The organism is Bradyrhizobium yuanmingense, assembly GCF_029167105.1.
GTDB lineage: Bacteria > Pseudomonadota > Alphaproteobacteria > Rhizobiales > Xanthobacteraceae > Bradyrhizobium > Bradyrhizobium yuanmingense_A.
In genome coordinates, this window is record NZ_JARFML010000006.1 from 1 (window position 1) to 22,265 (window position 22,265).

General features: G+C 62.9%; 21 protein-coding genes and 3 pseudogenes. 15 read left to right on the forward strand and 9 right to left on the reverse strand.

Going from position 1 to position 22,265, the window contains the following annotated elements:
• Together P0R31_RS09670 and P0R31_RS09675 are read right to left on the reverse strand one after the other, a co-directional pair.
• A pseudogene (locus P0R31_RS09670) lies at positions 1-147 on the reverse strand (IS701 family transposase); the annotation flags it as partial.
• A gap of 196 nt (positions 148-343) precedes the next feature.
• Positions 344-1,072: a GDSL-type esterase/lipase family protein gene (locus P0R31_RS09675; protein ID WP_275513876.1), complete on the reverse strand. Its 729-nt coding sequence runs from the start codon at positions 1,070-1,072 to the stop codon at positions 344-346.
• Positions 1,073-1,471: 399 nt separating this feature from the next.
• On the opposite strand from P0R31_RS09675, the gene P0R31_RS09680 reads away from it, so the two are divergent.
• The 6 genes from P0R31_RS09680 (at position 1,472) to P0R31_RS09705 (ending at position 6,936) form a co-directional block, all read left to right on the forward strand.
• Positions 1,472-1,816, forward strand: coding sequence for a GFA family protein (locus P0R31_RS09680; RefSeq protein WP_275513877.1), 345 nt, complete (start codon positions 1,472-1,474; stop codon positions 1,814-1,816).
• Positions 1,817-2,294: 478 nt separating this feature from the next.
• A complete protein-coding gene (locus tag P0R31_RS09685; protein ID WP_275513878.1) occupies positions 2,295-3,599 on the forward strand; it encodes an ABC transporter substrate-binding protein in 1,305 nt (434 codons plus the stop codon).
• Positions 3,600-3,669: 70 nt separating this feature from the next.
• Positions 3,670-4,569, forward strand: a complete 900-nt coding sequence (locus tag P0R31_RS09690) for a branched-chain amino acid ABC transporter permease (protein ID WP_275513879.1) — start codon at positions 3,670-3,672, stop codon at positions 4,567-4,569.
• Entirely contained in the window at positions 4,569-5,525 is a 957-nt protein-coding gene (locus P0R31_RS09695) for a branched-chain amino acid ABC transporter permease (RefSeq protein ID WP_275513880.1), read from the forward strand. Before P0R31_RS09690 ends, P0R31_RS09695 begins: the two co-directional genes overlap by 1 nt.
• Complete coding sequence (locus tag P0R31_RS09700) at positions 5,525-6,268, forward strand: ABC transporter ATP-binding protein (RefSeq protein WP_275513881.1); 744 nt, start codon at positions 5,525-5,527, stop codon at positions 6,266-6,268. The genes P0R31_RS09695 and P0R31_RS09700 overlap by 1 nt, the downstream gene beginning before the upstream one ends.
• Positions 6,265-6,936, forward strand: a complete 672-nt coding sequence (locus P0R31_RS09705; protein ID WP_275513882.1) for an ABC transporter ATP-binding protein — start codon at positions 6,265-6,267, stop codon at positions 6,934-6,936. The genes P0R31_RS09700 and P0R31_RS09705 overlap by 4 nt, the downstream gene beginning before the upstream one ends.
• Before the next feature lie 41 nt (positions 6,937-6,977).
• On the opposite strand, the gene P0R31_RS09710 is transcribed toward P0R31_RS09705, so the two are convergent.
• Positions 6,978-7,427 carry a GFA family protein gene (locus tag P0R31_RS09710; protein ID WP_225145823.1) on the reverse strand — a complete coding sequence of 150 codons (450 nt, stop codon included), beginning with the start codon at positions 7,425-7,427 and terminating at the stop codon, positions 6,978-6,980.
• 176 nt (positions 7,428-7,603) lie between these two features.
• Between P0R31_RS09710 and P0R31_RS09715 the strand changes: the two are divergent.
• Positions 7,604-7,732 (forward strand): annotated as a pseudogene (locus tag P0R31_RS09715) (IS5/IS1182 family transposase); the annotation flags it as partial.
• Positions 7,733-7,884: 152 nt separating this feature from the next.
• Here the strand turns inward: P0R31_RS09715 and P0R31_RS09720 are convergent.
• Positions 7,885-8,124 (reverse strand): hypothetical protein, encoded by a 240-nt coding sequence (locus P0R31_RS09720; protein ID WP_128262342.1) that lies wholly within the window; start codon positions 8,122-8,124, stop codon positions 7,885-7,887.
• Positions 8,125-8,275: 151 nt separating this feature from the next.
• On the opposite strand from P0R31_RS09720, the pseudogene P0R31_RS09725 reads away from it, so the two are divergent.
• Positions 8,276-8,467: pseudogene (locus P0R31_RS09725) on the forward strand (transposase); the annotation flags it as partial.
• Between the two features lie 286 nt (positions 8,468-8,753).
• On the opposite strand, the gene P0R31_RS09730 reads toward P0R31_RS09725, so the two are convergent.
• Genes P0R31_RS09730 through P0R31_RS09745 form a run of 4 tightly spaced genes read right to left on the reverse strand, consistent with a single transcriptional unit; the run spans position 8,754 to position 13,465 of the window.
• Positions 8,754-9,467, reverse strand: a complete 714-nt coding sequence (locus tag P0R31_RS09730; RefSeq protein ID WP_109144179.1) for an ABC transporter ATP-binding protein — start codon at positions 9,465-9,467, stop codon at positions 8,754-8,756.
• Complete coding sequence (locus tag P0R31_RS09735) at positions 9,464-11,233, reverse strand: branched-chain amino acid ABC transporter ATP-binding protein/permease (RefSeq protein WP_275513883.1); 1,770 nt, start codon at positions 11,231-11,233, stop codon at positions 9,464-9,466. Before P0R31_RS09735 ends, P0R31_RS09730 begins: the two co-directional genes overlap by 4 nt.
• Complete coding sequence (locus tag P0R31_RS09740) at positions 11,230-12,273, reverse strand: branched-chain amino acid ABC transporter permease (RefSeq protein ID WP_275513884.1); 1,044 nt, start codon at positions 12,271-12,273, stop codon at positions 11,230-11,232. The genes P0R31_RS09735 and P0R31_RS09740 overlap by 4 nt, the downstream gene beginning before the upstream one ends.
• Positions 12,274-12,316: 43 nt before the next feature.
• Positions 12,317-13,465: an ABC transporter substrate-binding protein gene (locus tag P0R31_RS09745; protein WP_275513885.1), complete on the reverse strand. Its 1,149-nt coding sequence runs from the start codon at positions 13,463-13,465 to the stop codon at positions 12,317-12,319.
• Between the two features lie 635 nt (positions 13,466-14,100).
• Between P0R31_RS09745 and P0R31_RS09750 the strand changes: the two genes are divergently transcribed.
• The 7 genes from P0R31_RS09750 to P0R31_RS09780 are packed head-to-tail and all read left to right on the forward strand — an operon-like array spanning position 14,101 to position 21,488.
• Positions 14,101-14,883, forward strand: coding sequence for an aspartate/glutamate racemase family protein (locus P0R31_RS09750; protein ID WP_275513886.1), 783 nt, complete (start codon positions 14,101-14,103; stop codon positions 14,881-14,883).
• A gap of 33 nt (positions 14,884-14,916) precedes the next feature.
• Complete coding sequence (locus P0R31_RS09755) at positions 14,917-15,342, forward strand: organic hydroperoxide resistance protein (RefSeq protein ID WP_275513887.1); 426 nt, start codon at positions 14,917-14,919, stop codon at positions 15,340-15,342.
• A gap of 22 nt (positions 15,343-15,364) precedes the next feature.
• The gene (locus tag P0R31_RS09760; RefSeq protein WP_275513888.1) at positions 15,365-16,543 is read left to right on the forward strand and encodes a thiolase family protein; all 1,179 of its coding nucleotides are present in this window, start codon (positions 15,365-15,367) and stop codon (positions 16,541-16,543) included.
• Positions 16,540-17,781, forward strand: coding sequence for an SDR family NAD(P)-dependent oxidoreductase (locus P0R31_RS09765; RefSeq protein WP_275513889.1), 1,242 nt, complete (start codon positions 16,540-16,542; stop codon positions 17,779-17,781). The genes P0R31_RS09760 and P0R31_RS09765 overlap by 4 nt, the downstream gene beginning before the upstream one ends.
• A 35-nt stretch (positions 17,782-17,816) precedes the next feature.
• Entirely contained in the window at positions 17,817-18,599 is a 783-nt protein-coding gene (locus P0R31_RS09770) for a cyclase family protein (protein ID WP_275513890.1), read from the forward strand.
• Positions 18,600-18,656: 57 nt separating this feature from the next.
• Positions 18,657-19,814: an ABC transporter substrate-binding protein gene (locus tag P0R31_RS09775; protein ID WP_275513891.1), complete on the forward strand. Its 1,158-nt coding sequence runs from the start codon at positions 18,657-18,659 to the stop codon at positions 19,812-19,814.
• A 9-nt stretch (positions 19,815-19,823) separates the two neighbouring features.
• Positions 19,824-21,488, forward strand: coding sequence for an ATP-dependent acyl-CoA ligase (locus tag P0R31_RS09780; protein ID WP_275513892.1), 1,665 nt, complete (start codon positions 19,824-19,826; stop codon positions 21,486-21,488).
• A gap of 12 nt (positions 21,489-21,500) precedes the next feature.
• Here P0R31_RS09780 and P0R31_RS09785 read toward each other — a convergent pair whose 3' ends face one another.
• The gene (locus tag P0R31_RS09785) at positions 21,501-22,007 is read right to left on the reverse strand and encodes a MarR family winged helix-turn-helix transcriptional regulator (protein ID WP_128262334.1); all 507 of its coding nucleotides are present in this window, start codon (positions 22,005-22,007) and stop codon (positions 21,501-21,503) included.
• Positions 22,008-22,265: the final 258 nt, after the last annotated feature.

Consider the following 22,265-nt stretch of genomic DNA (forward strand, 5'->3'; position numbering starts at 1 on the left):
ACCGATCAGTCCCGCAACATACAGAGGACACATCCGCTGTCGGGTCTTATGACCCAGCCGGTCCAAGAACGGCATCAGCCAGCGTTCGAGTTCGTCTTCCCATCCCGGCATGGTCAGCCCTCCAAGAGCCGACCACCCATGAATCATTGAAAAATCGATTCGGGAATCCTATAAAACGCGACAAAATCAACAATCTGCCAAAGTAGTGCTAGGCCGTGTACCCATAACCCGGCGGCGTGATGCGGCCAAAAGCAACGTCTGCCTTGCTCCTATAGCGACCGAGTTCGTGCGGCGGCGCAGTATGTCGCGATGGGCCATGTGCGGACGTGGTGTTCTAGGATTTTCATCGCGGCATTGGCGACATCGAGGGCCCGTTGTCCACCGAGTGTCTGCGACGCGCTAGGCCGATCAGGGTCTCAACTGTTGGCAACATGCGCGTGACGACTGCTTCGTTTCCAGCCGCGTTAGGGTGCAGACCGTCCAGCGCTTTGAGCTGAGCATTTTCAACAAACGCATCGTCGAAAGCCGGGTAGAACAGCACATTGTGTTCGCTGGCAAGACCAGAGAACATAGCGGCAAAAGTGTTCTTGTATTCGTCTCCAAATTTGGATTGGGTCCGCAAACCGCAAAGGAGCACGGCTATCCGCCGGGCTTCGAGTTTGCCTAAAATCTCCGCGAGCGCTCCGCGTACGACATTTGCGTCAATTCCCCAGAGCATGTCATTCCCGCCTAGCACCAAGATTACGGCATCGGTATCGTCGGTGACCACTCGGTCGAATCTTCTGAGACTTCTTGCAGCTGTATCGGTCACTAGGCCGGCATTGACAACCGCGACCGATTGACCTTTGGCTCTCAATGCCAGTTCAAGTTGCTCCGGAAAACGATGGAAGGCGGGAACGCCCTTATTTTCAATGAGGGTATCCCCAAGCACGACGATCTTGATCGTTCTTTCTTCGGCGCGAATGGGAGCCCAGGCCAGCACGATGCAAACTCCGGCTATTATGATTGTCGCGCGCAAAGTGAGCGTGGTTATGAATAGCGCTGTGACGGACGTTCCCAATCTGGATTTCATCGCTTTTCCTCCTTGCGGTCAGAAAAAGCGTCCCGCGTGCCCGGTGCGCACGTCGAGCGCCCAGTGAAAGACCAGCAAAAACGATTGTCGTTTTGCTGAGAGTGCGATGCTCGCCGATGGCAGTTCCATCTGCCCATTCGCCTCCGACGGCGACGTCGGCACGTCCCGTTCGAAAGCAGCTTCAACATGACATTACAGGATGCAACGCCCATCCAGAAGGGCCTTCATATTGGGTAAGATGCCACACATACAATCCCGTCAAAACACGCCGATGTCCGAATTGGGCCAAATGCTGACGTTACGGGAAACACAGGAGCGGCTATAAAAGCCCCTCGATTCTAGACAGGATGGCGACACACCAAGGAAGCTGCATCTGCGGCGACGTTGTATTCCAGGTCGATGGGCCGTTTTGACCGTTTTCTGAACTGCCACTGCTCGCGCTGCCGGAAGGCTACAGGGACCGCCCATTCTTGCGAGGTGATCGTAAAGGCGTCGGCCTTTCGCTGGTTTCGCGGCGAGACATCTGTCGCGCGTTTCGACCTGCCGCAGGCAAAGAGTTTCGCAACAGCCGTCTGCAAGCGGTGCGGCAGCCCAATGCCGCATATTGCGCGCAGTGGACGTGAGGCGATCATTCATGCAGGTGCGTTCGACAACCCGCTCGGTGCCACACCCGACCGTCATGTGCATTGGGGGTCTCGCGCCGACTGGTATTGCCATGGCGAAGGGCTCGCCGTGGAGGAATGAACTAGTCCGGGCAGAGACCGAACGAGCAAGCGACGCCATCGCAGCTGACGGTCCGCCTTGGGCCAATCGCGGCGATCTGGCCCGGCTAAAGTTAGACCCGGTCTGCCCCTAACAGCCGACATATTCTCGGTCGTGGGATGCGGCAGTGATGGGCCATAAGCGGAAGCGCGCTCGGTGTTTGTTGCTGGAACGAGAGCGCCTACGTCGCAGATGAACAGCAGGCACGAATGGCGCGCTGCGGGCTCTGGCCGGAGCTTTTATCGCACCATGGAATTAAAGGCATCGACCATTTTGGGGACCTTGTCCGTTCCAATCGATGCGCTTCCGGCAAAATGGGGGGCGGCGTCGAACTGAATTCGTCGGCTCACGAATGGCAGAAGAGGGCTGGCAACACGCGACAATTATAGTAGCGTTGTTGCAAGAAGAAGCGCACGGCGGCTGAAGCCGGGCGCGACACATAAAACAGGGAGGACTTTCGATGCAGTTTCTCAAGACTGCGGTTGCGGCCGGGCTTGTCGTTGCGGCCTTTACCGGCACCTCGCTTGCGCAGACCAAGCCGTCGGAGCTCAAAATCGGCATCACGACGTTCCTGTCGGGCCCTGCGTCAGTCTTCGGTGTGCCGGCGAAGGCCGCGGCGGAGATGATCGCGGAGGACCTCAACAAGAAGGGCGGCATCGGCGGCGTGCCGGTCAAGCTCTCCTTCATCGACGAAGGCGCGGGAGGCGAAGCGCTCGTCTCGAACTACCGACGCGTGGTGCAGGACGAAAAGGTCGATGCCACGTTTGCTTCGATCTCGTCGGGCAGCTGCACCCAGTTGGTGCCGATCGCCGAAGACCTCAAAGTCATGAATTTCATGTGGGACTGCGGTGCGGCCTCCATCCTCGAAACCAAGAAGTACCGCTACAATTTCCGGACTCAGGCGAACGGCACGCCGGAAATGCTGGCCGTGCTCCTTTACCTGCTCAAGACCAAGCCCGACTTCAAGACGATCGCGGTGGTCAATCAGGATTATGCATGGGGTCGGGAGAGCTGGGAGATCTTTTCGACCGCACTCAAGGCGATGAAGCCGGACGTGCAAGTCGTCGCGGAGCTCTTCCCGAAGTTCGGCGCACCGGACTACTCCACTGAAGTCTCCCGTCTGTTGGCGCTGCGGCCGGATGTGGTTCTGACCACGTCCTGGGGCGGAGATCTCGACACGCTGGTCCGCCAGGCCGGTCAGCGCGGCCTGTTGCAGCAGTCGACCTTCGTGCTCGGGATCGGCGAATCATCGATCCAGCGGTTGGGCAAGGACTTGCCTGAAGGCCTGATCGTCGGCGCGCGCGGAGACCACTGGTTCCTGCATCCCGAGAAGAAGAACGACGCGGCCTTCAAGGCGTTCAATGAAGCCTTCAAGGCGAAGACCGGTGCATGGCCGATCTACCCGGTCTATCACATGGCGCAGGCGTTCAAGGCCCTGCAGACGGCCTACGACAAGGCGATCAAGTCCAACGGCGGCAACTGGCCCACGCGCGAACAGGTCGTCGACGCGACGGTGGGCATCGAGTTCGCCACCGGCTTCGGCCGTCCGATTACGCTGCGGCCCGAGGACAACCAGGGTCTCGAAGCTCAGCTGGTCGGCGTCACCAAGTCCGTTCCGGGGTACGACTTCAAGCTGCTCGACAACATGATGATCTTCGATCCGAAGGTGATCACCAACCCGGCGGGCGTACGGTCGGTTGAGTGGCTCAAGACGCTCAAGCCGGACTTCGTCAAGATGGACGTGCCGACCTTCAAAGCTCAGTAACGGCACGCTCGACTTTTGATTCCCGTCCTCCGAGCCTCGTCCCGGAGGACGGACCTTTCCGAAGGCCATCATGAACTCGACACTCGCTATTTTGGCGATCCTCGATGGGATCAGCTACGCCGCATTGGTGTTCTTGGTCTCGGTCGGGCTCAGCCTGATTTTCGGCGTGCTGCGCGTGGTCAACGTCGCGCACGGGTCGCTGTACGCGTTCGGCGCCTACCTGGCTGCGACGTTCAGCCTTGCAGTCGCGCCGATATCGCCTTGGCTCACCTATCCCGCGCTGCTGGCCGCCTCCATCGTGATCGGCGTCGTGTGCGGCGGTTTCATCGAACGGTTTCTGCTGCGACCGCTCTCCGGACAGGAGGACGTCCTCCAGCTTCTGATCACTTTCGCCGCCTTCATGATCATGGACAACCTGCAGCGTCTGATCTGGGGCGTGCAGCCCATCTTCGCCGCGGAGCCGTTGAGACTGCTTCCCAACATCGCCGTGTTCGGCGTCAGCTACACGTCGTACCAGGTCATTCTGCTGCCCGGCGTCGCATTGGCGACGCTGTTCGGGCTCCGCTACTTCCTGCGCAGGACGTTGTCGGGAGCGGTGATCCTTGCGGTCACGGAGGACCGCGAAGCTTCGACGGCCATCGGGATTGACGCAAAACGCGTCTATTTCGTCACCTTCGTCATCGGCGCGAGTCTGGCCGCGTTGGGAGGAGCGCTGGCCTCGCCGACCACCTCGCTGGTCCCCGGTATGGGCGCCGATATGATCGTGCTTTCCTTTGCCGTCGCTGCGACCGCGGGTCTCGGCCAGATCGAGGGCACCGCGCTCACCGCGCTGATGATCGGCCTGACCCGTGCCTTCGTGATCTATCTCCAGCCGGAATTCGAAGTTCTCGTTCCCTATCTGCTGATGGTGCTGGTGCTTCTGGTGCGTCCGTTCGGACTGTTCGGCGCCGTGCAGGTAAGGAAAATATGATGAGCGGTCGCATCAAGCCGGTCACCGCGATCGCGATCATCTTCTTTCTGGTCAGCGCCGTCGCGCCCCTTTTGGTATCGAGCTGGGCGACCTTGTTCGCGTTGATCCTCGCGAAGGGCATCGTCGTTCTCGGTATCATTCTTCTGCTGCAGGCGGGGCAGGTGTCGTTCGGACATGCAATGTTCTTCGCTACCGGGGCGTACACCGCGGCGTTCTGGGGCAAGTACGTCGGTGGCGGCGACATCGTGCTCTTCATCGCGTTGGGCGGCATAACCTCCGCAATCTTCGGCCTCATCGTCGGGCTCTTCGTCGTGCGCTACCGGGAAATCTTTTTCGGAATGCTGAATCTGGCGTTTTCGATGGTGTTGTGGTCGCTGCTGGAGAAGATGTTTCATTACACCAACGGCGCCGACGGCATCCGCGTCCCTCGTCCGGCCCTGTTGGGGCTGTCGTTTGCGCCCGAAACCTTCCAGTACGTCATCCTTTACGTGAGCCTCTTGATCGCGGTCGTCGCCTTCTACGGCGTGCAACGCTATCTCGATAGTCCGCTCGGACACATGCTGCGTGCCATCAAATCGAACGAGACCCGGCTCGAGTACCTCGGGACGTCCGCACGGCGCGTGCTTCTGATAGGCTACGTGATCTCGGCTTTTCTCGGCGGCATCGGCGGCACGCTGGTGGCGATCATCCAGCAGATCGCCACGCCCGAGTTCGGGTTCTGGACGAAGTCGGGCGAGTTCGTCTTCATCGCGATCCTCGGCGGCAGCGCCCACGCCTTCGGAGCGTTCGCCGGCGCGGCGATGTTCGAGTGCGTGCGCTTCTATGCGGCGGCCCACCTGGCCGATACCTGGCAGCTGATCCTCGGCGTGGTCTTGATCGTCATCATTCTCTATGCGCCTAACGGACTGATAGGTCTCAGGCAGCGCTACGGCCAGGCGAAGCAGGGAGGACATTGATGGCCAACGTCCTCCTTTCCGCGAAGGGCATCAAGATTCGGTTCGGTGGCGTCGTCGCCGCCGACGGTGTCGATCTGGACGTGCTCCAAGGCGAGAACCTCGCGATCATCGGACCGAACGGCGCCGGAAAGACCACCTTCCTCAACATCTCGACGGGTTATCTGCGGCCGCAGGCCGGAAGCATCACCTTCCTAGGCCAGGAAATCACGGCGCAGCTCCCGCGCACGATCACCAAGCTCGGCATCGCGCGGGCCTTTCAGATACCGCAGCTTTTTCTCGATCAGACTGTGATGGAGAACATGCTGATCGCCGCGGCCTCACGGCTGGGAAGCCCTTCCGGCTTCACGGCTCTTTCTACGCTGCCTGAGCTGCCTGAAATGGAGCGCCTTCTGGATCTCGTCGGCGTCAAGTCGTACGCATCTCGCAAGGCGAGGGAGCTTCCCGAGGGACAACGCAAGCTGGTCGACATCGCTCTAGCGCTCGCGCTGAAGCCCAGACTGCTGCTGATGGACGAGCCCACCTCGGGCGTCGCCTCCGCCGAGAAGCTGGAGATCATGGACATCCTGACGTCCGCGCTCGCCAAGGAGAAGGTGACTTCGGTCTTCGTCGAGCACGACATGGACATGGTGGAGCGTTATGCCCACCGAGTCGCGGTGTGGAACGTCGGGAAGATCCAAAAGGTCGGCACGCCGGCGGAGGTTCTGGCCGATCCCAAGGTCCGCGAACAGGTGATCGGCATATGACGGCGATGCTGGACTTCGAGAACGTCAACGTCGCGATCGCCGATGCGCCGGTGCTGCGCAGCGTCACCTTCTCGTTGCCGCCGGGCGCGACCGCCGCGCTCATCGGGCGAAACGGAGCCGGCAAGACCACGACGGTACGGACCATCATGGGCTTCACGAAGGCGAGCGGCATCGTGCGCCTGGGCGGTCAGGACCTGGGACATGTTCCTCCGCACCGCAGGCCCTTCTTAGGCATCGGCTACGCTCCCGAGGACCGTCGTCTCTTCTCGGCCTTTACGGTGGAAGAAAACATTCTTCTGCCCGCTCGCGTCGCGAAACTTGGCGCGGACGAGGCGCGCCGGCGGCTGGAGCGAGCCTACTCCGTCCTGCCGGAGCTCAGGGAACTGGCAGGTCGCCCGGCGGGCTCCGTCTCGGGCGGCCAAGGCAAGATGGTCGCCCTCGGGCGCGCCCTGATGCTAGGCACCCGCCTCGTCATTCTGGACGAGCCGTTCCAGGGCCTCGCCCCTGTGCTGGCGCAGAGGTACGCCGAGGCGCTGCGTCGGCTTCGTTCGCAGGACCGGGACATTACCCTGCTGATCACGGAGTCGAACCCGAAGCTGCTCGAGACCTTCGCCGACGTGACGCTGACGATCGAGCGCGGCGAAATCGAAAGCCGCGTCCTTGCGTAGTGCTCGCCTCTGCAGTCTCCGGCTCACAGCTGCAGATCTGCTTAGTCGATGGCTGAACTGCCGAAGCCGCCTTTGGGATCGAAGACTGGCTGCTTCTCTGTCCTCTTTATCGAGGAGAGGCCCTGCAACCATTTCTGAGACGAGCGGCACCAGTACTGATCCTTGGGAACGAGTTGATCTCGCTGTCGGATGCTGCCGACCCGCAACGCCACCACTCTCGAAGCGAGACCCGGTGGAGCGGAGTAGAGGTGCGTGCCACAGTTGCCGCAGAATGCTTGCTCGCGCTTGTTGCCACTCTCTCCGGTTTTGACGTAGCGCTTCGGCGCGCCGGACAACAACACGAACGTACCCTCCACGGCGGGAACCGCCGTACGGAAGGCACCGCCTGATAGTGTCTGACAATCCGTACAGTGGCAGATGATCACGTTGTCCGGGTTGACCTCCGCCTTGTATCGAATGTCACCACAGTGACAGCTTCCATCAATCTCCATGAGGTGCCCCTTGGCTGGGTTGACTAAAGCAAAGGGAGGCTAACTCGCCGGATCGCGGCTGCAAAGGGGCCGCAGGAAGGAGCGTTCCGCCAAGGCATGAGCGGAAGGGCGCGTGGCCAACATCCCGCCGAAAAGCAACCGCACCAATCCGATCTGCTTCAGCCCTATCTCTACCGCACCGCAATCGGGTCGAGCGGTTCTTTAACAGGATCAAACAATGTCGTTGCGTGGCGACACGCTATGACAGGCTTGCTGCCAACTACCGTAGCTTGGTTCAACTCGCGTCAATCAAGCTGTGGCTGCGCCTTAGTGAGTCCGCGTCCCAGTGCAACACGGCCGTAAGAGGAGCGTCACCCGTCCCTGACAAGTTGTGGTCGTCACGGAGCTACTGCCCAAAGTGAAAGGGCCAGCGGGTAGCTGACCCCTTCAGCAGCACTGGAGCGATCAAAAAACGCGCTTACTTCTTGCACTTCTTGGCCGACTCTTTGTCCGCATACGGACCACAATTATAGGCGTTGGTCAGTTCGTCCATCGTCTGGGGCCAGCTATCCATGGAGCCCGCCCGGGCACCATTCTGGCTGGTTCCCACGTTTTTCACCTGCTGGGAACGAGTTGGTTCGGCTTCTGCATCAACTGCGAAAGATGCAGAGAAAAATCCGGCTGTAAGAAGTCCGACGAACAGCGTCTTGGTAATCATGGTTTCCTCCCTATGGAGTTCGAGTTCAGAGTAGCCGTTGGTGGCCACGCAAAGCGGGGGAGTTCAAAATCAGCGCGACGTGCGGCGCACGATCGGAGGGGGGTACTTGAAAAGGGTGATGTAAGTCACTCTATGTCCAAAGACCCGAAGGGAAAGCAATCGCCGCGACCCGATCTGTTTCAGCCGTTATCGCGCTCGTAACCAGGTCGAACGTTTCTTCAGCAGGATCAAACAATGTCGTCGTGTGGCGACGCGCTACGACAGGCTTGCGGGAAACAACCTCGCCTTCGTCCAACTCGCATCTATCCGGCTATGGCTGGCCGCGCGTTATGAGTCCACGCCCTGGATTGGCGAGAGCGTTGGAGAATTGGCGTCGCACGGCATTCAGACTGTCGGCGCGTCTTGCAGTGACCTATGAAAACGGAAGTCCAGGTTGGCGGTTGAAGCCGTCGGCATCCGGAGCGGCGATGATGGCATTATGCCCCTGTTTTGCCCGACGGAACAAGCGGTTTTCGTAAAATCCGCAAGGCTCGCCGCCAAGTCATTGAAATCGCTGTGACCGGCTACTGTGCATGGGGTTGTTTTCGACGTTTTGTGTTTTCAGCGAGCGGGGCCTGTCCAGGCCGGCGCTAGTGTCCGCCGAGATAGGCCGTGATTAGCCGGGGATCGTGGATGAGATCCTTGGCGGGGCCGGACTGCACGATCTCGCCGGTCTCCAGCACATAGCCGTAGTCGGCCGTCTCCAGCGCGGCGCGGGCGTTCTGCTCGACCAGCAGGATCGAGACGCCGAGATCGCGCAGCGAGGCAATGGTGCGAAAGATCTCACGCACGATCAGCGGTGCGAGGCCGAGGCTCGGCTCGTCGAGCATGAGCAGCTTCGGCTTGGCCATCAGCGCGCGCCCGAGCGCCAGCATCTGGCGCTCGCCGCCGGAGAGGGTGCCAGCCGCCTGGCGCTGCCGCTCCTTCAGGCGCGGAAAGCGATCATAGACCTCGTCCAATGTCTTCTGGACGCCCGAGCGGTCGCGCAGGCTGTAGGAGCCGAGCAGGAGATTGTCGGCGACCGACATGTCGGAGAACAGCTCGCGTTTCTCCGGCACGAGGCACAGCCGGCGCTCGACGCGGTCCTCGACCGACATCCTGCCGATGTCGTTGCCCTGAAAGACGAGGCGGCCGCGGGAGGCGAGCAGCCCGATCGCGGCCATCAGCAGCGTGGTCTTGCCGGCGCCGTTCGGGCCGATCACGGTAACGATCTGGCCTTCCTCGACCGACAGCGAGACGTTGCGGACCGCTTCGACATTGTCGTAGCAGACGGTCACGTCCGTCATGGAAAACATCTCGCTCACGCGACGCCTCCGAGATAGGCCTCTTGAACCCGTTCGTCGCTGCGGATCGCGGCGGGCGCGCCCTCGCAGAGCTTGGAGCCGAAGTCGAGCACGACGATGCGGTCGACCAGCGACATCACGAACTCCATGTCATGCTCGACGATGAGGATGGTCAGATGGTCCGAACGCAGCGAGCGGAGCAGCTCCGCAAGCCTGAGCTTCTCCTGGCGGCGCAGGCCCGCGGCCGGCTCGTCCAGCACCAGCAGCGCCGGGTCTGCGGCGAGCGCGCGCGCGATCTCCAGGATGCGCTGGTTGCCGAGCGGCAGATTGCCCGCGAGCTCGAACGGCTTGTCGCCGAGCCCGACGCGTTCGAGCTGCTTCAAGGCCTCGTGCCGGGTGCTGGCTTCCTCGCGCTGGTTGAGGCGGAGGGCGCCGGCGAACAGGCCCGTGCTGGTGCGCGCGTAGGTGCCGAGCATGACATTTTCGAGCAGGCTCATGCGCGGCCGCAGCTTCACATGCTGGAATGTCCTGGCGATTCCGTCCCTCGCGATGCGGGATTGAGGGTCGCGCGTGATGGCGCGGCCGGCAAAGACGATCTCGCCCTTGTTGACCCTGAGCGCACCGGTCAGGCAGTTGAACATTGTGCTCTTGCCGGCACCGTTCGGGCCGATGACGGCGAGGATCTCGCCGGAGCGGACCTCGAAGCTGACATTGTTGACCGCGACGAGACCGCCGAACCGCCGCTCGGCGCCGTCGACCTTCAGAAGCAGTTCGCCCGGTGTCGGCTGGGGACGGCGAGGCAGGGGCGGGGCGGCTTGCGGCCGTTCGCGCTTGATCTTCGGCAAGTAGCGCGCGACGAACGGCACGATGCCCTGCCGCGCCCATTGCAGGAACAGGATGAACAGCGCGGAGAAGGCGACGATCTCGAGCTGGCCGGACGCGCCCTTGGCGATCAGCGGCAGATAGTCCTGCACGCTGTTCTTGAGCAGGGTGACGATAGCGGCGCCCACGACGCCGCCGAGCAGGCTGCCGGCGCCGCCGACCATCGACATCATCAGATATTCGATGCCCATGCCGGCATCGAACGGGCCCGGGCTGATGAAGCGGCTCATATGGGCGTAGAGCCAGCCGGAGAGCGAGGCGAGGAAGGCCGCGATCACGAAGGTTACGAGCTTGATCCGGAACGCGTTGATGCCGAGGCTTTCGACCAGGATGTTGCCGCCGCGCAGCGCGCGCATGGCGCGGCCGACCCGGGAGTCGAGGAGATTGTAGCCGAGGAATAGCACCACGACGACGATGCCCCAGATCAGGAAATAGATCTGGGCGCTCGAGACGAGCGCGAGTGATCCGATACTGATCGGCGGGATCGAGGAGATGCCGTTGAAGCGCCCGAGCCCCTCGACATTGCCGAACAGGAAGCCGATGGCGAGCCCCCAGGCGACGGTCGAGAGCGACAGGAAATGGCCCTGGAGCCGCAAGGTGACGACGCCGAGGACGGTCGCGACACCGCAGGTCAGCGCCACCCCGAACACGAGGCCGAGCCAGGGGGAATGTCCATTCAGAGCAGAGACCCAGGCGGTGGCATAGGCCGCGACGCCGACGAAGGCGGCCTGTCCGAAGGACACGATGCCGCCGACGCCGGTGAGCAGGGCAAGGCCGATCGCGACCAGCGAATAGATGCCGATATAGTTCATCAGCGTGATGCTGAAGGGGTTGAGGACGAGTGGCGCGAGCGCGAGGCACGCTACCGCCGCCACCGCTGCGAGCTGAACGTGAAGGCGCGTCATTCCTCGATCTCCTCCTCGGAATGCAGCGAGGCGAGGGATCGCCAGATCAGGATCGGGATCAGAAGCGAGAACACGATGACATCCTTCAGCGCGCTGCTCTCGAACGATGCGAAGCTTTCGAGGATACCGACGCCGACGGCGCCGATGGCCGCGCCGGGATAGCTGGTCATGCCGCCGACGATGGCGCCGACGAAGGCCTTGAGGCCAAGCAGGAAGCCGGAATCGTAGAATATGGTGTTGACGGGCGCGATCAGGATTCCGGAGACGCCGGCCATCAGCGAGCCCAGGAGATAGGCGATGGTGCCGGCGCGGGCGGGGCGTATGCCCATCAGGCGGGAGCCGGTCCGGTTCACGGCCGTCGCGCGGAGCGATTTACCGACCAGCGTGAAGTCGAAGAAGAGATAGAGCAGGCCGGAGAAGACGAGGGCTGCGATCACGATCAGCATGGTCTGGCCCGAGATCAGCACGCCCGCAAACTCGGTCGACAATGACGTCAGCGGCTCGGTCCTGACACCCTCGGGACCGAAGAAGAGCAGCCCAAGGCCGACCAGCGCGAAGTGCAGGGCGACGGAGACGGTCAGGAGCAGCAGCACCGTTCCGTCCGCAATGGGACGGAAGACGATCCGGTCCAGCAGCGGGGCGATGGGGGTGATCAGCATCAAGGCCAGCACGAGCCTGATGGCGAGCGGCGGCTCGGCGCGCATGGTCAGCCAGGCGAGGCCAACCACGGCCAGCGGCAATGCGAGATAGAAGAAGAGAGCGCGCGGAAGCAGCCGACGCTCGCCGTTGCGCAGCAGCGTGATGATCTCGATCAGGGTTGCGAGGCACGCAAGGATGACGACCAGCGCGCCTGTGCCCGGAAAGCGCTTCGCGTCGAGCGCCGCCAGCGTCAGCGCCGTGAAGGCCGCGATGTCGCCAAAGGGAATGAAGATGACCCGTGTCACGGTGAAGATGAGGACGGTCCCGATCGCCACCAGCGCATAGACTGCGCCGGTGGCGATCCCGTCGATCGCAAGAATGGCTGCGATGTCGCTCGTCATTGAGAACGCCGTCCCCTTGTTCTGGTGGCCTGCCGCCGTCCGACTACGGCGCGTATTTCCAGGCGCCGCCCGTCAGGCGCACCACGACCAGGGCGCGCTCATCGACGCCGGTCACCGCGCCGGGCTTGAAGTTGTAGATGGCATGCACGCCCGGCAGCTCCTTGGTGCTGAGGATCGCGTCCCGCAGGGCGGCGCGGAATTCCGCCGTGCCGGGCTTCGCCGTCTTGAGCGCGCGCTCCGCTGCGTTGACGAAGATCAGCCAGGCGTCGAACGAGTACGCGGAGAAGCCGTCGGTGGTCGGGATGTTATGGACCTTCTGGTAGACGCTGCGGAAATCCAGCGCGATCTTCTTGGCGAAATGTTCGTCGGGCAGCTGCTCGGCCACGATGACCGGACCGGCGGAGACCTGGATGCCTTCAGCCGCCTTGCCACCGACGTTCACGAAGTCCGGATTGACGAGCGCCACCGTGCCGTAGGTGTTTCCCTTGAAGCCGCGCTCCGCGAGGCTGAGGAGAGGCAGCGCGCCTTGCGTCCCCGAGCCGCCGTCCAGCACGGCGTCCGGCCGCGCCGCGAGCACTTTGAGGATCTGCGCGGTGACCGAAGTGTCGGTGCGCGCATAGCGCTCGTTGGTCTGGATCTTGACGTCGCCGGCGGCTTCCGCCGCCTTGGCGCCGTTGTAGACGAGATCCCCCCACGCGTCGGAGAAGCCGATATAGCCGATGTTCTTCATGCCATCGCGCTTCATGCGATCGGCGATGATCTTGACGAGGAGGGACGCAGGCTGCGGCACCGACACCACCCACTGCTCGGGTGTTTCCGGCAGTTTGCCGATCGGCGAGACCGCGATCATCGGCACTTTCAATTCGCTCGCCACCGCCGCCATGGCGATGGTCGAGGGCGCCGTCGCGGTGCCTATCAGAAGGTCGACCTTCTCTTCTTCCACCAGCTTGCGCGCGTTGCGGGTCGCGGCCGACGGGTCGGAGCCGTCGTCGAGCTGGATCAGGCGGATGGTCTCGCCGTTGACGGTCTTCTTGTATTCATAGGCCGCGTTGATGCCGCGCCCGTAGGGGATGCCGATCGACGAGCCGTTGCCGCTGAGCGAGGTGACGAAGCCGATGGTGATATCGGCCCGTGCGGCGGGGGCTGTGACGATGCCGGCGGCAAGTGCAAGTAAGCTCAGAGTCTTGCGCATATGCGTTCTCCTCCGTTGATGCTGGATAGGAATGCTTCGATGCTGCCGCGCGGGGTCCCCGAACGACGAACCGACCGATTGAAAACATTGCTGCGGCGCCAAATACCGGGCGCGACCGAAGAGAGTGTGCTCGCCCGGCGCTCAGCAGCCATGATGTTGCGTGCCGCGCGAACGATAGGCCCACCGGTACATGCAAGCGGGCGTTTTCCGGAGCGATGAATGGTCGTCGATGCGGCCGCGATGCGCGACCGGCGATGCTGCTGCTAAGGCCGGCTGTTCGAGCACGGCGACTGTCCACACGATCGAGTCTCTCAAAATCGGTGCCCTGCAACATCATTGTCATGGCCACCGGTCTTTGACCGGCGAGGAATTACTTAAAGCCTAAAGTAACTCCGGTGGCGCCGTCAACACGTGTCACGGGGCTGTCAGAAAAAAATGTTGTTGCATACAATTTCGTCAGTGTGCGGCGCTTCTGCGCTATTCGACCGATCGAAAACGCCGTGCTCGCCTTGACCCCTACGGCACTGGTCGCCGTCGCCGCCGCGCGCATTTGACGCGTCAATTAGTTTATGATTGAAATATATTCATCGGCAGCCGACGACCGATCCTCCGATCACCGCTTGAGGAGAAGGACGATGCGCATCTTCTGGCAGAGCTTTGTTGATGCGAGCGTGAATGCGCCCTACATGGCGCGGCTGTCGGAATACCTGAACGACATCGCTGCGCCAGGCACGATGGTCCACGTCCAGGGCATCAGTCCGCCCGACCGCGAGTTCGGACGGCTTGCGGAATTGCGCTGTGCGGTCCAGGCAATCGACAACGGCATCGCAGCGGAGGAGGGTGGGTTCGACGCCTTCGTCATGGGGCATTTTCAGGATCCCGGACTCTACGAGCTGCGCTCGACGCTCGACATTCCCGTGATCGGGACCGGCGAGGCGACGTTGCTGGCGGCCTCACAACTCGGGCGGCGGCTAGGTCTTGTGACGCTCGATCCCGTCTTCGAGGTCTTGCACTATGAGCAGGCTGAGCGTTACGGCCTCGGCGATCGCGTCGTCCATGTGACCGGCCTTGGCTGCAGGCCGGATGATTTCGCCGATGCGTTCGCCGGAAACGCTGCCGCGCAAGCCCGCATGATCAAGGACTTCGTCGCCTGCGCGCTCCCGCTGGTGGAACGCGGCGCGGATGTCGTGATCCCGGCCGGCGTGTTGCCAGGCCTCTTGATCGGGCGAGAGCATGGCCTGAAGGTCGGCCACGCTCCGGTGGTCAACTGCGCGGCCGTGGCGCTCAAGAGTGCCGAGATGTGGGTACAGCTCCGGAAGCTCAATGGCACCGAGCCCAGCCGCGGGCCGAGCTTCAGGCGGGCCAGCGCCCAGGCCCGCGATGACTTCCGCGCGCTACTTGCCCGCAACAGTCGCTAGTGCTCGAAAAGCCGTTCCTGGAGAACAATCATAATGACCCCCGAAAAGATCCTGTACGAGACCGAGGTGACGGCGACCGGAGGTCGGGATGGCAAGGCGGCCAGCGTTGACGGTCTGCTCTCGGTGTCCCTGTCCTTGCCGAAATCGATGGGCGGTCCCGGTGGCGAAGGCACCAATCCCGAGCAGCTCTTTGCGGCCGGCTATGCCGCTTGCTTTCTCGGCGCGGTCAAGCTCGTCGCGCGCACGCGGAAGGTGGTGCCCTCTGCCGAGCCGTCCGTGACTGCGAAGGTTGCGATGGGGCCGGTGCCCGTCGGATATGCGCTCGCTGTCGAGCTGAAGGTCAACCTGCCCGGTGTCGAGAAGGCCGTGGCCGAAGAGGTCGTTGCCGGTGCGCATGAGCGTTGCCCCTATTCGAACGCAACCCGCGGCAATATTGACGTGAAACTGACGGTGGTCTGAGGCGGATGAACGAGGGCGGTCGGTGACCAACACCTTGCGCGCACCATATGACGGCGTGGTGATCGCGGCTCCCGTCACGATTCCCTATATGCGCTACTCCATCGAGAGCGCGCAGTGGTGGATCGGGCGGGCGCTGAGCGCGCTCGTTGCGCAGGCCGGCATCAAGGCCTCCGATATCGACGGCCTGTGCGTCTCCAGTTTCACCATGGGCACGGACAGTGGCATCGGATTGACGCAGCATTTCGGACTCTGCGTCCGGTGGTTGGACACGATCCCGCTCGGCGGCGCCAGCGCCATCGCGGCGCTGCGCAAGGCGGCGCGCGCTGTTCAGGCGCGCGATGCCGACATCGTGGCGTGCGTCGCTGGCGACACCAATCACGTTGATTCGTTCAGGCTGACGCTGGAGAATTTCTCGCGGTTCAATCAGGACGCCGTCTATCCTTACGGCGCGGGCGGCGCCAATGCCAGCTTTGCGCTGATTGCGCGCAACTATATGCGGATGTTCGGCGTCGCGCGCGAGGACGTCGGCAAGATCGCTGTCGCCCAGCGCGCCAATGCCCTGCGCAACCCGCATGCGCTGATGAAGGCGCCGCTCACGCTCGAGCAATACCTGGCGGCCCGGCCGATTTCTGATCCGATCCACCTGTTTGATTGCGTGATGCCCTGTGCGGGCGCGGAAGCTTTCCTCGTGATGCGCGATGAGACGGCTTCATCCCTGAAGCTGCCCGCCGCGCGGCTCCTTGCGACGATCGAGCGGCACAATGCCTTTGCCGACGATCCGATGCAGGTGCGCGGCGGCTGGGCGATGGATGTCGGCGAGCTCTATACGATGGCCGGCGTCAAGCCTGACGATCTCGATGTCGTGCAAACCTATGACGACTATCCCGTCATCACGATGATGCAGTTCGAGGATCTCGGATTCTGCAAGAAGGGCGAGGGCGCTGAGTTCGTGCGCCAACACGATCTCACCATCGACGGCGACTTCCCGCACAATACCTCGGGCGGACAGCTCTCGGTCGGGCAGGCCGGTGCCGCCGGCGCCTATCTCGGTCTCGTTGAAGGGCTGCGGCAGGTTCTGGGCAGTGCCGGTCCCACGCAGGTCAGGAATGCCAGCCTCGCCCTGGCCTCGGGGTTCGGTATGATCAACTATGATCGTGGTCTCGCCTCAGGTGCCGCGATCCTTGTTGGACCTTCGCGATGATTGAGCCGATCAAGCCGCCCCGGCGCAAGAACCCGCTGCTGCGGACGCGGCTACCGGCCTCGCCACCGCGACCGCGCAGCAGAATGTCGCACGGGTTCACGCGCGCGGCCGCCGAAGGCCGCTTCATGCTGCAGCGTTGCGAGGCTTGCGGCACCTTTGCCTACCCGGCGCGCGAAGCCTGCCCGTCCTGTCTTTCGGCCGGCCTCGCTTTCGTCGATGCGCCGCGGCGAGGTGTATTGCTTGCCGAGACAACGGCACGGGTGCCGAGCGACGTCTATTTCCGCGAACGGGCGCCGTGGCGGATCGGCCTCATCAAGATGGATTGCGGTCCGATGATCGTCGCACATCTTCATGCCGACTGCGCAGAGGGCGCGGCCGTCAGCATGTCGTTGCAACTCGACAAGAGCGGCCAGGCGGTGGCCTTTGCTCGTCCCGAAAGGGAGACTCCCAACATGGCAGACGACAAGCAGTGGCGGGAAATGACGGCCGATCCGAAATTCCGTCGCGTGCTCGTCACCAATGGCCGCAGCGTCATCGGTCAGGAAGCCGTCACCGCTTTGAAGGCGGCGGGCGCCAAGACGGTGTTCGTCGGCATTGCCGAACCATGGCGGCCGTTCGCTGGCGAGGAGCGGCTGCGCGGTCAGGACGGGATCGAGATCGTGACTCTCGATGCGGCTGACGAAAAATCGGCTACCGATCTTGCGGCCGACATCGGCGGCAAGGTCGATATTCTCGTCAACACGACGGAGTATGTCCGGCCGGGCGGCCTGCTCGACCGCAGGGGCACGAGCATCGCACGGGACGAGATCGATCAGGCCTATCTCGGCTTCATCAATCTGGCTCAAGCCTTTGGCCCCGCCATGCGGATGCGCGGTGCCGACGGCATCAACAGCAGCGCGGCATGGGTCAATATTCTCTCGGTCTATGCGCTGGCGAACTGGCCCGCCTTCGGCGCCTACTCTGCTTCGCAGGCCGCCTGCCTGTCGTTGTCGCATTGCTTGCGCGCGGAGCTGCGGCCGGGCGGCGTCCGGGTGATGAACCTGTTTACCGGCCCTGTCGACACCGAATGGTTCCAGACCGTGCCGCCGCCGAAGGTCGCACCGCGCGCGATCGCGCAGGCGATCGTGTCGGGCCTCAAGGACGGGCTCGAAGAGATGTATGTCGGAGACATCGCCGAAGAGATCCGGCAACGTCTCGCGGCCAATCCGAAAGCGCTCGAGCGCGAGCTCGACCGATAAGAAGCGGGATTTCAACCGAGCTGGAGGACGTGACGATGCAAAGCAAGAGTCTCCTGGAGCTGGCGAGTGCGATTTCTTCCGGCGCGGTCCGCGTCGTCGATCTGACCTTCACACTCAGTCCGGACTTTCCGGTCATCGTCCTCCCGCCGGAGTTCGGTCAGGCCGCGCCTGTCCGCATCCAGGAGATATCGCGATACGATGGTCGCGGCCCGGCCTGGTACTGGAACAACGTTACGTTCGGCGAACACACCGGCACGCATTTCGACGCGCCGATTCACTGGTTCACCGGCAAGAACCTGCCGAACAATGCCGTCGACACGATGCCCGCCAAGGACATGATCGCACCGGCCTGTGTCATCGACTGCTCGGCGCAGGCGGCGCAGGATCCTGATTTTCTGCTGACGGTCCCGATTGTCGAAGCCTGGGAAGCCAGGCACGGCCGTATCCCCGAGCGGAATTGGGTGTTGCTCAGGACCGACTGGTCGAAGAAGGGCTGGCGCGATTACTCCAATCTCGGGGACGACGGCGCGCATACGCCGGGCCCGAACCCGGCGGTGATGAAGTGGCTGGTGGAGGAGCGCGGTGTCATCGGTTTCGGCACCGAAACCATCGGCACGGATGCGGGGCAGGCCGGGCATTTCGAGCCGCCTTATCCGGCGCATCACTTTCTGCACGGCGCGGGCCGCTACGGCCTGCAATGCCTGTGTAACCTGGATCAGCTTCCGGCCACCGGCGCCGTCATCGTGGCCTCGCCACTGAAGATCCAGAACGGTTCCGGCAGCCCGCTTCGAGTTATCGCTCTGATGTCGTCGACCTGAGCCCAATCCATGGCGCTCGCCAATCAGACCAAGAAATTCTCCCGAAAGACAGGTGCCATGAACTTGATCAAGAGCCTGGTGGCTTCCACTGCATTGCTGCTTGCCGTTCCGCAATTCGCGCGAGCCGAGATCCTCGTCGGATTCGTCACCGGCCTCAGCGGGCCGGTGTCATCGATCGGTATTCCCAACGCGAAGGGGATCGCGGCAGGTCAGGCCTATATCGGCGAAATCGGCGGCGAGAAGCTGCGGGTCATCCAGCTCGATGACGGCTCCGATCCGACCGCGTCGGCACGCAATGCGCGCAAGCTGGTCGAGCAAGAGAAGGTCGATATCCTGATCGGCACGTCCGGCGCTCCCCAGACGCTCGCGATGGCGACCGCGGCCATCGAGATGAAGATTCCGATGATCGCGGTGTCGCCGATCGCACCGGTGCCGTCAGGCGACAGCGGTCCCTGGGTCGTGCAGACGCCGCAGCCCACGCCGCTTCTGGTGCAAGGAATCGTCGACCACATGAAGGCGAAGGGCCTGACGACCGTCGCCTTCATCGGTTTTTCCGATGCGTTCGGCGATCTCATGTACAGCTCGCTCGAGCAGAGTGCGAAGGCCGCCGGCATCAAGGTCGTCGCCAACGAACGCTACGCCCGGTCGGACTCCTCGGTGACGGCTCAGGTGCTGCGCGCACTCGCCGCGCGTCCCGACGCCATCATGCTCGGCGGCACCGGCACGCCAGGCGCGCTGCCGGTCATCGCTCTGTCCGAGCGGGGATATAAGGGACCGCTCTATGGCAATCACGGGCTGATCAGCGCCGATTTCCTTCGTCTGGCCGGCAAAGCCGCCAACGGCATCATGTGCCCGACGGGACCTGTGACCGCGGCGGAGCAGCTTCCGGCCAGCAATCCAATCCAGAAGGTCGCCCTGGATTTCCGCTCGGCCTTCGAAAAGGCCAACGGCGAGGCGCCGACGGATTCATTCTCGTCCTATTCCTTCGACGGCTGGCTGATCTTCGCCGACGCCGCCAAGCGTGCTCTGGCAACCGGTGCCAAGCCAGGCTCACCCGAGTTCCGTACCGCGATTCGCCAGGCGCTGTTCGCCACCAAGGAGGTCGTGGGGACGCAGGGCGTCTACACCTACACGCCGGCGGACCGGCATGGGGTGGACGATCGCTCGCGCATCATGGTTCAGATCGAGGACGGCAAGTACAAGCTGTTGCCTTGAGGTGCGCGCATGGTCGCAATTGAGAAAGATGCGCTGGCGAACATCACCGAGGTGGTCGGCGGTGACGACGTGACGCCTGCCTGGGCGCGGGCGATGGCGTCGTTTCCGCCGTCTGAGCGCATCCTCTCGACGATGCTCACGCGGCAGGCGGAGCGTTACGGCGATCGCCTTCTGCTCATTGCCGGAGAGGCGCGCTGGAGCTTTGCGCAGGCCGCGGCGATTGCGGCCGCGTCGGCCCAGACGCTGGTCGATGCCGGGATCAAGCCGGGCGACCGGGTCGCGCTGATGTGCTCGAACCGTCCCGAGTTCTTGCAGGTCTATCTCGGTTGTGCGTGGCTGGGGGCGATTGCGGTCCCGATCAATACCGCGTTGCGCGGCTTCCAGCTGTCCCACATTTTCCGCAACTCGCGCCCCGCGCTGCTCGTCGTCGAGGCTCAGTTCGGCAGCGCGGTCGAGAGTGTCGAGGCGGATGTCGAGCTGCCGCCTCGGACCTGGATCATCGGAGCTGCTGCCGACGCAATCGGTGCCAGGCTTTCCGCGGTCTCGCTGCCGTCTCTTGGCGCCGCAGCCCCGGCCGGCGCCGTGCGTCCCGGTGACACCGTTGCGATCCTCTATACGTCGGGCACCACGGGGCCTGCGAAGGGTGTGTGCTGTCCGCAGGCGCAGCTGTTCTGGTGGGGCATCTATTCGGCGCGGGCGCTCGGAATCCGCGAGGGCGATGTGCTGTTCACGACGCTGCCGCTGTTCCACACCAACGCGCTGAATGCGTTCTATCAGGCGCTGCTGAACGGATGCACGTACGTGCTCGAGCCGAAATTCTCTGCTTCCGGCTTTTGGGCTGCCGCGCGACAGCACAATGCGACGGTCGGCTATCTGCTCGGTGCGATGGCGTCGATGCTCCTGGCGCAGCCGAGGAGCGCAGACGAGTCAATGCATCGTCTTCGTGTCGCGCTTGGCGGCGGCGTGCCGCCGCAAATCCACGGCCCGTTCCACGAGCGCTTCGGCGTACCGCTGGTCGACGGCTACGGGTCGACCGAGACGAATTTTGTCTTCGCCGGCACGATTCCGTCGGATCGGGCGGGGACGATGGGGTACCTGGCCGATGGTATCGAGGCGCGGATCGTCGACGAGAATGATTCCGAGCTGCCTGATGGAGAGGCCGGCGAGCTCGTGCTTCGCGCGCGAGAACCCTTTGCGTTCGCGTCCGGCTATTTCGGCATGCCGGAGAAGTCAGTGGAGGCCTGGCGAAATCTGTGGTTCCACTCAGGCGATCGGGTCGTTCGCGATTCCGACGGGCATTACCGCTTCATCGATCGCATGAAGGATTCCATCCGCAGGCGTGGCGAGAACGTGTCCTCGTGGGAGGTCGAGCAGGCGATCCAGGCGCATCCCGCGGTCGCTGCCTGCGCGATCTACCCGCTGCCGTCGGAGTTGGGTGAGGACGAAGTTGCTGCTGCGATTCTGCTGGAACCGGGGCACTTGCTACAGCCGGTCGACATCGTCAGGCATTGCGAAGGGCGGATCGCCTATTTCGCCATTCCGCGCTATGTGCGAATCCTCAGTCAGATGCCGCTGACGGAGAACGGCAAGATCAAGAAGGGCGTGCTGCGCGATGCCGGTGTCACGACGGATACATGGGATCGCGAAGCGGCCGGCGTGAAGATACGACGCTGACGTCGTATTCGCTCAAGGTTTTTGCAAGGCGTCCCTGACGGCGGCCTTGAGTTCGTCGAGCTCGCCGATCAATCCATCGAACCGATCTGCCGGGAAATCCGCCAGCAGCTCGGCAAGCCATGCGCCGTGGCTCTTGGCCATTCGCCTGAAGATCTTGCGGCCTTCGACCGTCATACAGACGATCTGCACGCGCCGGTCGAGGTTCGACGCCGTGCGAGTGATGTATCCATCTGCGACCAGGCGGTCGACGATTGGCGTGAGGTTCCCGGCCGAGACCATCAGGCGCTTGGGCAGCTCTCCCAGCACAAGTCCGCTTGGTTCGCGGTCGAGCTGGGCGAGAACGTCGAAGCGGGGCATCGTGAAGTCGAACTCTTCGCGAAACCGGCGCCGCAACTCGCCTTCGATGAGGGACGTGCAGGCGAGCAGTCGGAGCCAAAGGCGTGTTTGAGCCCTGTACTCAGCCTCCTGATCCGTCTCGTTCCTGGCCGAAACAGGCGTGGACTCCTTCGCGAGTGCCAATCGAATCTCCCGGGCGTCGTGGCTTACGAAAGCTGACGCAGCTCTCGTGGACATTGGCAAGATAGTTCGTGCCAAAAGTAAATTCAAGGCTGGGTCCGAGGGATCCGGAATCGGCGCCGCCGTGTATCCGATTTACACTAAATTTCAGGATCGGCGCTGCGGTGAGGGGCGTGCCCTCCGAGGTCTTTGCAGAACCGTCTTGACAATGCACGCATCGAGGAAATATTTTATACTTAAAATAATTTGGGTGAGAGCTCG